Origin of the sequence: Yersinia sp. Marseille-Q3913 (assembly GCF_963892745.1) — a bacterium.
Taxonomy (GTDB): Bacteria; Pseudomonadota; Gammaproteobacteria; order Enterobacterales; family Enterobacteriaceae; genus Yersinia; species Yersinia bercovieri.
Map to the genome: position 1 here is coordinate 84,188 of NZ_CAWQAF010000077.1, position 10,635 is coordinate 94,822.

The window sequence follows — 10,635 nt, forward strand, 5'->3', positions numbered from 1 at the left end:
TCAAAAGGGCTTAATTTAAAGGTTGTATAGTTAGTGCGTTATCCAGCAGATGCAGACGTGCGGCCTGACCAAAATAGTCACGCGGGATCTGATCACTCAACCAGTACTGCCCTGCGATAGAGACTAGTTCAGCACCCAGATGCGTGCAAAAAATCTGGCACTGGGCATCACCGGATGCACCTGCTAGCGCACGGCCTCGCATCATTCCATAGATATGAATATTGCCGTCGGCAATTAATTCAGCACCGGCACTGACACTGCTGATAACAATCAAATCGCAATTACGCGCATAAATCTGTTGGCCAGAACGGACTGGCGTATTGATAATTCGAGTCTTGGTCGGAACGTTTTCTGGCGGGCTAATAATCGGCTCGGGTGCCATCTTCTGGCCTTTCCCCTCACTCAGTAACGGTAAGCCTGCTCGTGCTATCGCCCGTTTTTGACGCTCATCTTGACAACCACTGATGCCAACAATACGCAGACCCGCTGAGGTGACAGCCTGTTGGATATCTTTCCAGTTAGCACCGTTAGGTAACGTTGCAACGTTAATCACAACAGGGGCGTTTTTCAGAAAAGCGGGAGCTTGATCCACTTTTTCCTGCAATGCCTGACGGATTACCTCCGGTCGTGAATCATGTAAATGAATGACCGAAAGGGTAAAACTACTGCCTTTTAACTCAATTGGCGATTGTGACATCTATCCTGACTCAGTTTCAGCTACGTTTAATCCCCAGAATATCATTCGGGGGTACAATATTCTGATGTTCCCAAGCATGTTATAGGTAATATAAAAATAAATCTATCCGTATCAAAATATTGAAATCTTAAGGTCAGAATGACAGCAATCAGACAAGAAATTACAGCATAACTTCTGCTTATTCGCTAGCCCTGAACAGTCTATATTTGGCTGATATCACTGCCATTCTAGATTTGTGTATTTTTTCAACAATGAAATTCACTTAGTACGGGTTTTACTGCGCCGATAAAATTCGTTATTTCTATCAAATATGGCGAATTTTTTATCCTGTGGCGTGTTTTTTATAAAATACAGTAATAGCGCATCATTATTATCGGTTTCGTGAAATACTTCTTAGTGCTATTTCGGAAAAGTCTCACTGAGTCATCTGTAAACCCAGATGCCGCGAGAGTGTGGTATAGCTTGGTATGTTATAATTTTCGGCTATCATACCATTTTACTATCGAATTCGACCAATAGAGTCCAGAACATGCTTTGTGCTATTTATAGAAGCCCGAAACGGGATCAGACTTACCTCTATATTGAAAAGAGAGATGATTTTTCGAGAGTGCCAGCTGAGCTGCTCGCCAGTTTTGGCAAACCGCAATTTGCGATGCAACTGGCATTAAACAGCCGTAAAACCTTAGCAACAGTGGATATCGAAAAAGTGAAAAATGCGCTTGTTGATCAGGGCTTTTATCTGCAAGTTCCACCCCCGCCAGAGAGCTTGTTGAAAATGCATTTGGGCGAAAGCAAAGCATCATCCTAATATAAAGGTTTTCACCTTCCTCGCCAGTGAGTTATCTGTCTAGTGAGGAGGGGCTTTTACCTTGATTGAGGCCATAAGCTAAATTGCGGGCAGACTTCAATATTGAGTTGGCGCGATAGTCGCTCTATGCCATAGTCGTTTGACTGCGGTGTTGGGTCTATCAGGATGTAAATTCAGGAGAGGCAGTATGTATCAACATAGAGACTGGCAAGGGGCTTTGCTGGATTTTCCAGTGAGTAAAGTGGTTTGCGTAGGCAGTAACTATGCAGAACATATCAAAGAGATGGGGAGTACAGCCTCAGTTGAACCGGTTCTGTTTATCAAACCTGAAACGGCGTTATGTGATATTCGCCAGCCAGTATCGATCCCCAAAGAGTTCGGTGCAGTACACCACGAAGTCGAATTGGCTGTTTTGATCGGTACGCCGTTAAAGCAAGCCAGCGAAGATAGGGTGGCGCGTGCGATTGCGGGTTATGGTGTGGCGCTGGATTTAACTTTGCGCGAACTACAGGCGGGTCTGAAGAAAGCCGGGCAGCCGTGGGAGAAATCCAAAGCATTTGATGGCTCTTGCCCGATCTCTGGTTTTATTCCTGTGGCTGAGTTTGGCGATGCACAACAGGCTGATTTATCCCTGACTATTAATGATGAAATCCGTCAGCAGGGTAATAGTCGCGATATGATTACCCCCATCATTCCGCTGATAAGTTATATTAGCCGCTTCTTTACCTTGCGGGCTGGCGATATTGTTTTGACGGGCACCCCACAAGGGGTTGGGCCGATGAAGTCGGGCGATATGCTTAAAATAATGCTTAATGGCAAGACCTTGAACACTCGCATAATCTAACCCAATCCCTGCCGCTTATGCCCTTTGGCTGGGCGGCAAGGCTTGCATCTGACCGCTAAAGCGTCTATAACGACCCGCTCATTTATTTATACCGGATACCGATATGTCACAACTTCCTTTTTGGCAACAAAAAACACTCGCTGAGATGTCAGATAGTGAATGGGAATCACTGTGCGACGGTTGCGGCCAATGCTGTCTGAACAAACTGATTGATGAGGACACTGATGAAATCTACTTCACCAATGTGGCCTGCGATCAGCTCAATATTAAAACCTGCCAGTGCCGTAACTATGAGCATCGCTTTGAATTGGAAGAGGATTGCATCAAGTTAACGCGCGAAAATCTGGTCACTTTTGATTGGTTACCGCCAACTTGCGCCTATCGGCTCATCGGCGAAGGGCGTGGCTTACCCCAGTGGCACCCGCTAATCACCCAGTCAAAATCCGCCATGCATGGCGAACGTATCTCAGTACGCCATATTGCGGTTCATGAAAGTGAAGTGATCGACTGGCAAGATCACATTCTGAATAAACCTCAGTGGGCCAGATAACACTTACCTATTGATAGATTAGGTATGGCATACTAACGCCGAAATTTAACTAAGAAACTTAATAAAATGAAATATTCAACGTTAGCCGCTGTCATCATCGGCATCTCCGCGACTTTAGGTAGTGCTTCGCATCAGGCTCTGGCGGGTGGGACTTCATTAATTAACCTTGATTGCCAACTGAAAGAGGGGAGTCATCTTTCCGCGGTGTTGGATGGTCCTAATCAACAATTGACCATTGATAAGTCGGTATTTCAGTTCGTAAAAGTGAATCCGGAAGGTCAGGGTGAGTCATTAATCTTCCAGAAAGCAAGTAGTCAGGATCAAGTTATTGCTTCCCTCAATATCTCTGCATTGCCAATTCGACTGGCTATTGTTGATGGTGAGCAGGCTAACCAGTACATTTGCACACATACCAAAGCTTAATTCGCTTATCATCAGATTGAGATGAGGCTGCCTAAAGGGTGGCCTTTTTTAGTTGTGCGACCTTTTTTATCTGTAAATCTGATTAAACCAATGGATGGATTAGTCCCTAGTTGACGCTAAAGTTACCCACAAAGTTGTAAAGTGAGTCCTCTATCTAGAGAGTTAAATAGCTTGATTGATAACACCGCGATAATTTCTGCTACTGCAATTATTGAGAAGGGGGCGGTGATTGGTGCGAATGTACAAATTGGTCACTTTTGTCACATTGGCGCTCAAGTCACTATTGGTTCTGGCACGGTACTTAAATCACATATTGTCATTAATGGTATTACCGAGCTTGGGTGTGACAATAATATTGGACAATTCTCCTCCATCGGCGAGGTTAATCAGGATCTTAAATATCAGGGTGAACACACTCGGGTTATTATTGGTGATCGCAATTTGATTCAACAAAATGTCAGCATTCATCGCGGCACAATACAAGGGATTGGTATAACGCACATCGGTGATGATAATAATCTGATGAGCCACGTGCATATTGGCCATGACTGCGTAATAGGCAACCACTGTTTATTAGAGTCGAATGTGGGGTTAGCGGGGCATGTTGAGGTCGATGATTTCGCCATTATTGCCGCCGCAAGTGCGGTACATCAGTTTTGTGTCATCGGCACTCATGCGCTAGTCAATACAGGTTCCTGTGTGGTGCAAGACATCCCTCCTTATGTTATTGCTGAAGGTAATCGTGCTGCGCCCGTGGGTGTCAGGGATTTGGCGATGGGGCCTGATTGGCTGGATAGTCGCGACTGGCAAGCGGTTAAAAATGCCTATCAGCTTATTTATCATACCGGTAAGCAGGTGGCGGAGGTGAATATCGAAATTGAACTTCTCGCTCAAGAGTGGCAAATACTGCACGCCTATAAGCCTTTCTTTTCCCGCTCGGCACGGGGCATTATTCGTTAATTAATCGTGGGCGGGTATTTATTAAAACCAATGGCGCCGAGTGGCGCCATTGATAGATAAAGATATGTATGAAAACTATCGGCCAAACAGATCGCGTCTTTTCGGTTTAACGAACTGGCTGATCAGAACCAATACACCAATCACTAAATACCCAGCAAAGATCCCTACCAACCACTGTGGCATTTCTAATGACAGAAATTCCCACTGTTTTACTGAGCAGTCGCCACTGGCAACAAATACCGCAGGTAGCCATTTATCCAATGGTAACCAGGATGGGAAGCTGACAAAGAAATCACAGGTGGTGAAAGGTGAAGGGTGCAGTTGCAGCATGGTGTGAACCCAGGCTAGTTGAACCCCTCGCCATGCGCTGTAGATCCAGATAAAAATAGCCAGATAGCGCAGTGGTGATTTAGGTGCAATCGCACCCAACAACGACGCACCAAGAATGCCGAATAGAGCAGCACGTTCGTAGATACACATTACGCAAGGCTGTAACAACATCACGTGTTGAAAATAGAGCGCAATCAATTCTAGTGCAAGTGCAGTCAGGGCCATTAATAGCCAAGCACCGCGCCCTTTAGAGCAGCGGTTAAGGAATTGCAACATATCTTTATTTTCCATGCAGTAAGCAATTGTACCGGCAGTGTAAACCAAATCATCTTTGCTGCCAGCTACCCAAAGGTAAAATTAGCCAAAAATCAGCGATTTCTCGCGTGTGACAACCTATCACGAGCATAAATTTTACTTTGGGTGAGATATTGGTTTGTTTTGCCAGCTCATAATTCCCCGAAGTCAATCAATGCTCTTCGTGGCGAGGAAAAGTGTAGAACTGGCTGTGACTATTATGCAAGTAATCAGTGTGTGATGCTAACCCCTGCCACGATATGAGGCAAACTTATCCAACCATTTTGTGTCATCCACTCTGTAACTGGGACTAATAAGTATTCAACACCCAGCAGACCGACAACTGTCATCACGATGGTATAGGGCAGAGCCATGTACACCATGCGGCCATACGAAAGGCGAATGAGTGGTGCCAGCGCGGAGGTCAGCAGGAACAGGAACGCGGCCTGACCATTGGGGGTGGCAACCGAGGGGAGGTTAGTCCCGGTATTGATGGCGACCGCCAGGAACTCAAACTGCTTAAGTGAAATAACGCCATGTTCAAACGCGGTACGGGCCTCATTGATATAGACGGTGCCGACAAAGACATTATCCGAAACCGAGGATAGCAAGCCATTAAACAGATAAAACAGTGATAACTGTGCTGATGGTGAGGCTTGCAACACAAACTGTATAATCGGGCTGAATAGACTTTGCTCAATGATGACTGCGACTACCGCGAAAAAGACGGTGAGCAACGCGGCAAACGGCAACGCCTCCTGAAAGGCTTTACCCAAGGCATGTTCATTAGTGATACCACAGAGCGAGGTGGCGAGAATAATCACCGATAACCCGACCAGACCCACTTCGGCGATATGTAGTGCCAACGCCAGTACCAACCAAACACCAATCAGTGCTTGAGTCAGGAGTTTTACCTTCTCCTGCCGGCTGCGTTTTGCGCTGGCTTGCTTGTCGTAATCGGTCAGTACCTGACAAACGCGGTCAGGTAGTTCGGCACCATAACCAAAGAGTTTGAAACGCTCGACCAGCAGGCAGACCAGTAATCCGCAGCACAATACTGGCAGTGTGACGGGTAACATTCGCATGAAGAATTCAGCAAAATTCCAGCCAGCACTTTTGGCGATAATAAGATTTTGTGGCTCACCAACCATGGTCATCACACCGCCCAGTGCAGTGCCTACACCCGCATGCATCATCAGACTGCGTAAAAATGCCCGGAATTGCTCCAGCGTTTTACGATTTTCTTGATTATCGATCCAACTGTCATCGGTAATGTCTTTATCGGTATGATTTGAAGCAACGTGATGATAAATAGTATAAAAACCAACGGATACGCTAATGACTACCGCAATCACGGTTAATGCATCGAGGAAAGCAGAAAGAAAGGCGGAGGCGATACAGAAGGCTAATGAGAGAACTATTTTTGAGCGAATATTCAGTAAAAGTTTAGTAAATACAAACAGTAGCAGTTGCTTCATAAAGTAGATGCCTGCCACCATAAATACCAGCAGTAACAGCACTTCCAGATTGCTGGCAATCTCTTCTGCAACTTGATGCGGGCTAGCCATACCGATGGCAATGGCCTGAATGGCTAATAATCCACCCGGTTGCAGGGGATAACATTTTAGCGCCATTGCCAGCGTAAAGATAAACTCAATCACCAGCATCCAGCCGGCGATAAAGGGGCTGACAAAGAAGAACACCAACGGGTTAATGATAAGAAACCCGACAATGGCCAATTTGTACCAATCCGGTGAGTTGCCGAGAAAATTCTTGAGTACAGCTTGTCTAATGGTCATATCCATTGTGAGTTATGGTCTCCTTAAATAAATTATTATGGCGCTATTGGTATTCAAAGTTACATTTTACTTTACGTCATTCACCTAAAAGCAATGCGTATAGTCTGCCCATCATTACATCTGCGCAATTTTTGCAACTTTATGACTACTTTCAACGTTTGTACGATTCTGGCGCTATATCAGAGTAGAGTCGTCTGGTATGATGAGCGCACTAAATCGCTGATATGTATCGCTACGGAACGTCAAAAATATGGTTATAAAGGCGCAAAGTCCTGCCGGTTTCGCGGAAGAGTATATTATTGAAAGTATTTGGAATAATCGCTTCCCTCCAGGCACTATTTTGCCCGCGGAGCGTGAACTTTCAGAGCTAATTGGAGTGACCCGCACAACATTGCGCGAAGTGCTGCAACGGCTAGCCCGCGATGGCTGGCTCACTATTCAGCATGGTAAACCGACGAAAGTAAACAATTTTTGGGAGACATCCGGTCTCAATATATTGGAGACACTCGCGCGGCTTGACCACGATAGCGTTCCACAATTGATAGATAACTTACTGGCTGTTCGAACTAATATAGCTACTATTTTTGTCCGGACCGCAATCCGCAATCATCCAGAAAAAGCGCAGGAAATTCTGGCGCAAGCTCTGACGGTTGATGATAGCTCAGAGGCCTTTACTGCACTGGATTACGGCATTTTCCGTGGATTGGCTTTCGCTTCAGGCAATCCGATTTATGGGTTGATCCTCAATGGCATGAAAGGGCTCTATACCCGCGTTGGGCGTTACTACTTCTCCAATCCTGAGGCACGTAAGCTGGCACTGACCTTCTACAGCAAGCTGTCGTCACTCTGTGATGAGAAAGCCTATGATCAGGTGTTGGATTGTCTGCGAGCTTACGGTAAAGAGAGCGGGGCTATCTGGCACAGTATGCAAGGCACCATGCCAAGTGATTTGGCGGATGCTCGCCGTTAGGTGTAAGCACAGATAGCAAAGAGTAATAAATCACCGAGCGCTAATGTTATCGCCAAAATTGAGTTGGCAGCGCTAGCGCTTTCTATTATTAAAAAGTTTTAATTTTCATGGAAAACTTCCCCTCATCGCGTTAACCCCCTACTATCTATGACTAATCATGGATATCAGACATTTTCAGGTAGATCCTGAGGCGATGGCCGAGGATATAATGCAGACCCACCCATTATTTACCGCACTCCAGCAGCGGCAACAACAGCGAGATCACCGTTACCTCTGTGGCTTGATGGTCATGCTGGTATTGGCGCTGGTCGTCAGTTTGTGTGCCGGTGATGTTTGGATTTTGCCGACTCAGTGGTTGAGCGACAGCGGGCAACTATTTGTTTGGCAGTTGCGTTTGCCACGCGCATTAGCGGTGATGATGGTTGGCGCGAGCCTTGCCGTATCAGGTGCGGTGATGCAGGCACTGTTCGAAAACCCATTAGCCGAGCCGGGTTTATTGGGGGTTGCCAATGGTGCTGGGGTGGCGCTGGTGATGGCGGTATTACTGGGCCATGGGCTGCTGCCCATCTGGTTTTTAAGTGCTTGCGCTATTGCGGGGGCGCTATTTATGACCGTGCTCCTGCTCGGATTCGCCCGTCGACGATTACTGACCAACGCCCGTCTTCTGCTGGTTGGCGTTGCCTTGGGGATTGTTTGCAGCGCCATTATGACGTGGGCCGTCTACTTCAGCACCAGCTTGGATTTACGCCAATTAATGTATTGGATGATGGGCGGTTTCAGCGGGATTGACTGGCGACAGCAGGGGCTGGTTCTTGCGCTGTTGCCGATTGTCGTCTGGCTCTGTTGCCAGGGGCGAGTGCTCAATTTTATGTCACTGGGTGAACAGCAAGCCAGACAACTGGGTATTCCCCTCCACTTATGGCGGAATTTATTGGTGCTGGCTATTGGTTTGCTGGTCGGTATTAGTGTTGCTTTAGCTGGCGTGATCAGCTTTATTGGTCTTGTTATTCCCCACATCTTACGATTGACCGGTTTAACCGACCAGCGGCGTCTATTAGTGGGTTGTGCTCTGGCGGGGGCGGGGATACTGCTCTTCGCTGATGTTATCGCACGTATCGCTCTATTCTCGGCCGAATTGCCAATTGGTGTAGTCACCGCGACACTCGGCTCGCCACTATTTATCTGGTTGCTGACACGGGTGAAAAGTGTAAAGTGATCTGCCTGTTACCCATTCATACTATTGTCAGTTCATCTGTTTTTCATTGCTGAATAAGGGGCCTTCCTGATGAGTAATCCAATTTATTCCATCCCAGTCAACACCATTGATCATCAATCGGTGCAACTGAAAAAGTATAAAGGTTCGGTTCTGTTAGTGGTTAATGTGGCTTCTCAGTGTGGCCTGACTAAGCAGTATGAAGGGCTGGAAAATCTTTATAAAACCTATCATGGGCAAGGTTTTGAGGTCTTAGGTTTCCCCAGCAATGAGTTTGCCGGGCAGGAACCGGGCAGTGATGAGGAGATCCAGGCTTTTTGCCGCGGGACATTTGGTGTTGAATTCCCGATGTTCAGTAAAATCGAAGTCAATGGCCCACAACGGCACCCACTCTATCAGCAGTTGATCGCCGCTAAATCGGTGGCGGTAAAACCTGAAGGGAGCGAGTTTTATCAGCGGTTAGCGAGCAAAGGGCGTGAACCAAAACAACCGGGTGATATTCTGTGGAATTTTGAAAAATTCCTAATTAGCCGTGATGGTGTAGTGCTTGAACGTTTTGCGCCTGATATGACGCCAGAAGATCCGCTTCTGGTTGCCGCCATTACGCAAGCATTGAATAGTCACTGATTTACGGATGAAAAAGTCATTTTGAAGCTATTGCAACTCAGCAATCTCAGTGTAGATACTCGTCTTGCTCCTTTTTCTACTCAGGTGACGGCTGGGCGGCAAATTCATTTGATTGGCCCGAATGGGGCAGGGAAAAGCACGTTGCTGGCAGCAGTGGCGGGCTTGTTACCTGCTGCTGGGGATATTGTACTGGCGGGTAAATCGCTACCTCTCTATTCAGGGCATGAATTGGCCCGGTTACGGGCCTATTTAAGCCAACAGCAGTCGGCGCTGACAATGATGCCGATTTTCCAATATCTTGCGCTTTATCAGCCCGCGGGGGTTGACCCGGATGCGGCAGCGGCGACGATTGGCTATCTCTGCCACCAATTACGACTGAGCGACAAACTTCCCCGAATGCTGTCACAACTCTCTGGCGGTGAGTGGCAACGTGTTCGTTTGGCTGCGGTATTCTTGCAAGTTTGGCCAGATATCAATCCCGAGAGTCAATTGTTGCTGCTTGATGAGCCCTATACGGGCTTGGATGTGGCGCAAAAAGTGGCGTTAGATGCGCTACTGCATGAGTTTTGTGCCATGGGGCGTAGCGTAATCATCACTGCCCATGACCTTAACCATACCTTGCAGCAGGCCGATCAGGTGTGGTTAATGGCGTGTGGAAAGGTGCTTGCCCAAGGGGAGACTCAGCAGGTAATGCAAACCGCTACTTTATCGGAAGTATTCGAAGTCGATTTTCAAATCCACCGTTTTAATCAACAGAATTGGATTATTACAAAAAAGATTTAATAGTTGCGCTTGCTTATTCCCCTCTATCAGTAGCACCTAATCAATATTCCGTATTTATAATTTCTAACTATAATTATTATAGTTTGCACCTCGATATTTCCTAAGCAGCCTAATTAATTGAGTTATCACGATAAAATAGTGTCACTTATTTTATTATGGTTTTGATTTTTTTGGACAAATATCAATCTGAGGTCTATGGCTATTACTTTGAATATATCCGCTAAACAATGCTTTCTTAAGGTTCGTTTAAGGTTAATGAACTAGAGTTTTCCCTAGTAGCTCACGACTCTATCTGAGTGGCGTTTAGTTTTCGTTAACTTATTCGGGCCTATAGTTG

The 10,635-nt window shown here is 46.4% G+C and carries 12 protein-coding genes; 9 read left to right on the forward strand and 3 right to left on the reverse strand.

The annotated features are described in order from the left end of the window. Window positions 1–10: 10 nt before the first annotated feature. Window positions 11–697 carry a septum site-determining protein MinC gene (minC, locus tag AACW11_RS18595; RefSeq protein ID WP_212585110.1) on the reverse strand — a complete coding sequence of 229 codons (687 nt, stop codon included), beginning with the start codon at window positions 695–697 and terminating at the stop codon, window positions 11–13. A gap of 529 nt (window positions 698–1,226) precedes the next feature. On the opposite strand from minC, the gene AACW11_RS18600 reads away from it, so the two are divergent. The 5 genes from AACW11_RS18600 to lpxA all read left to right on the forward strand — a co-directional run bounded on the left by AACW11_RS18600 (window position 1,227) and on the right by lpxA (window position 4,282). After that, window positions 1,227–1,505: a YcgL domain-containing protein gene (locus tag AACW11_RS18600; RefSeq protein ID WP_212585111.1), complete on the forward strand. Its 279-nt coding sequence runs from the start codon at window positions 1,227–1,229 to the stop codon at window positions 1,503–1,505. 187 nt (window positions 1,506–1,692) lie between these two features. Then, window positions 1,693–2,349 (forward strand): fumarylacetoacetate hydrolase family protein, encoded by a 657-nt coding sequence (locus AACW11_RS18605; protein WP_212585112.1) that lies wholly within the window; start codon window positions 1,693–1,695, stop codon window positions 2,347–2,349. A 103-nt stretch (window positions 2,350–2,452) separates the two neighbouring features. Then, window positions 2,453–2,899, forward strand: coding sequence for a YcgN family cysteine cluster protein (locus AACW11_RS18610; protein ID WP_212585113.1), 447 nt, complete (start codon window positions 2,453–2,455; stop codon window positions 2,897–2,899). A gap of 66 nt (window positions 2,900–2,965) precedes the next feature. Further along, a complete protein-coding gene (locus tag AACW11_RS18615; protein WP_212585114.1) occupies window positions 2,966–3,322 on the forward strand; it encodes a hypothetical protein in 357 nt (118 codons plus the stop codon). 171 nt (window positions 3,323–3,493) lie between these two features. Then, window positions 3,494–4,282 carry an acyl-ACP--UDP-N-acetylglucosamine O-acyltransferase gene (lpxA, locus tag AACW11_RS18620; protein WP_212585115.1) on the forward strand — a complete coding sequence of 263 codons (789 nt, stop codon included), beginning with the start codon at window positions 3,494–3,496 and terminating at the stop codon, window positions 4,280–4,282. Between the two features lie 75 nt (window positions 4,283–4,357). Here lpxA and dsbB read toward each other — a convergent pair whose 3' ends face one another. Continuing rightward, window positions 4,358–4,888 (reverse strand): disulfide bond formation protein DsbB, encoded by a 531-nt coding sequence (gene dsbB, locus AACW11_RS18625; RefSeq protein WP_212585116.1) that lies wholly within the window; start codon window positions 4,886–4,888, stop codon window positions 4,358–4,360. 248 nt (window positions 4,889–5,136) lie between these two features. Further along, window positions 5,137–6,711 carry a sodium/proton antiporter NhaB gene (nhaB, locus tag AACW11_RS18630; protein ID WP_212585117.1) on the reverse strand — a complete coding sequence of 525 codons (1,575 nt, stop codon included), beginning with the start codon at window positions 6,709–6,711 and terminating at the stop codon, window positions 5,137–5,139. Window positions 6,712–6,955: 244 nt separating this feature from the next. Here nhaB and fadR point away from each other — a divergent pair, with 244 nt between their 5' ends. The 4 genes from fadR to btuD all read left to right on the forward strand — a co-directional run bounded on the left by fadR (window position 6,956) and on the right by btuD (window position 10,298). Beyond that, window positions 6,956–7,675, forward strand: coding sequence for a fatty acid metabolism transcriptional regulator FadR (fadR, locus tag AACW11_RS18635; RefSeq protein ID WP_005270241.1), 720 nt, complete (start codon window positions 6,956–6,958; stop codon window positions 7,673–7,675). A gap of 208 nt (window positions 7,676–7,883) precedes the next feature. Next, window positions 7,884–8,891, forward strand: a complete 1,008-nt coding sequence (gene btuC, locus AACW11_RS18640; RefSeq protein WP_212585197.1) for a vitamin B12 ABC transporter permease BtuC — start codon at window positions 7,884–7,886, stop codon at window positions 8,889–8,891. A 69-nt stretch (window positions 8,892–8,960) separates the two neighbouring features. Next, entirely contained in the window at window positions 8,961–9,515 is a 555-nt protein-coding gene (locus tag AACW11_RS18645) for a glutathione peroxidase (protein ID WP_212585118.1), read from the forward strand. A 21-nt stretch (window positions 9,516–9,536) separates the two neighbouring features. Beyond that, window positions 9,537–10,298, forward strand: coding sequence for a vitamin B12 ABC transporter ATP-binding protein BtuD (btuD, locus tag AACW11_RS18650; protein ID WP_212585119.1), 762 nt, complete (start codon window positions 9,537–9,539; stop codon window positions 10,296–10,298). Window positions 10,299–10,635 lie beyond the last annotated feature (337 nt).